This window comes from Streptomyces silaceus (assembly GCF_001419745.1).
In the GTDB taxonomy this organism is placed as follows: Bacteria; Actinomycetota; Actinomycetes; order Streptomycetales; family Streptomycetaceae; genus Streptomyces; species Streptomyces silaceus.
The window spans coordinates 1-1477 of sequence record NZ_LIRJ01000720.1 but is presented as its reverse complement, the minus strand read 5'-3'; the positions used below and the strand labels follow the sequence as shown (position 1 = coordinate 1477).

General features: G+C 69.1%; 2 protein-coding genes. One reads left to right on the top strand and one right to left on the bottom strand.

Annotated elements, in window-relative coordinates:
- Nucleotides 1-223 (top strand): sulfurtransferase TusA family protein (locus AOK22_RS39005; RefSeq protein WP_167357949.1); only part of this gene is annotated, 223 nt, incomplete at its 5' end.
- Between the two features lie 4 nt (nt 224-227).
- On the opposite strand, the gene AOK22_RS39000 is transcribed toward AOK22_RS39005, so the two are convergent.
- Nucleotides 228-1202, bottom strand: a complete 975-nt coding sequence (locus AOK22_RS39000) for a carbohydrate kinase family protein (protein ID WP_055703345.1) — start codon at nt 1200-1202, stop codon at nt 228-230.
- Between the last annotated feature and the right edge of the window lie 275 nt (nt 1203-1477).

Genomic DNA, 1477 nt, shown 5'->3' with positions numbered 1-1477 from the left:
GGCCGTGACCGTGGACGCGCTGGGGACGAGCTGTCCGCAGCCGGTGATCGAGCTGGCCAAGGCGATCGGGCGGGTGCGGGTGGGCGGCACCGTCACCGTGCTCGCCGACGACGAGGTCGCGGCGGTGGACATCCCGGCATGGTGCTGGACGCAGCACCACGCGTACGTCGGTGAGCGGCCGGCGGACCACGGTGTCGCCTACGTGGTCCGCCGGAGCTCATGAACGACTAGCCGAGGTGCGCCTTGATCTCGGTGGCGGCGTCGTCGCCGTACGCCTTGGTGAAGCGGTCCATGAAGTTGCTGCGCTGCAGCTCGTACTCCTGGGTGCCGACGGTCTCGATGACCAGGGTGGCGAGCATGCAGCCGACCTGCGCCGCGCGCTCCAGGGAGACGCCCCAGGACAGACCGGAGAGGAAGCCCGCGCGGAAGGCGTCGCCGACGCCGGTCGGCTCGACCTTCGCCTCTTCCTCGGGGACGCCGACCTCGACCGGGTCCTTGCCGACGGCCTCGATGCGGACGCCGCGCGAGCCGAGGGTGGTCACGCGGTGGCCGACCTTCGCGAGGATCTCGGCGTCGCTCCAGCCGGTCTTGGACTCGATGAGGCCCTTCTCGTACTCGTTCGAGAAGAGGTACGTGGCGCCGTCGAGGAGGGTGCGGATCTCTTCGCCGTCCATGCGCGCGATCTGCTGCGAGAAGTCGGCGGCGAAGGGGATCTTCCTGGTGCGGCACTCCTCGGTGTGACGGAGCATCGCCTCGGGGTCGTCGGCGCCGATCAGGACGAGGTCGAGGCCGCCCACGCGGTCGGCGACCGTCTTGAGCTCGATCAGGCGGGCCTCGCTCATCGCGCCCGTGTAGAAGGAGCCGATCTGGTTGTGGTCCGCGTCCGTGGTGCACACGAAGCGGGCGGTGTGCAGGGTCTCGGAGATGCGGACGGACGCGGTGTCGACGCCGTGCCGGTCCAGCCAGGCGCGGTACTCGTCGAAGTCCTGGCCCGCGGCGCCGACGAGGATCGGGCTGCCGCCGAGCTGGCCCATACCGAAGCAGATGTTGGGGGCGACGCCACCCCTGCGGACGTCGAGGGCGTCGACCAGGAAGGAGAGGGAGACCGTGTGCAGCTGATCGGCGACCAGCTGGTCGGCGAAGCGGCCGGGGAAGGTCATCAGATGGTCGGTGGCGATGGAGCCGGTGACTGCGATACGCACGGCTGGATGCTCCTGGAGGAAAGACGAGGAGTTGACGGTTCACGCTATCGGGTCGGGGCACCCGCGCTGAAGTGGCAAAACTACCCGATAGTAGGTCTTTTTCGGTGGGGCTTCAGATGCGTACGGTGCCGTTATGACCGTTATCCCGAAGGATGTCGCCATGAAGCGTTCCGTCGTACTCCCCGCGGACACCTCGGAGAGCATGGAGACGTTGCGCGGTGACTGCGCCCGCATGGCCCCGCACTGGGTGGTGCCCGCCACGGCCGCCGCCGCCC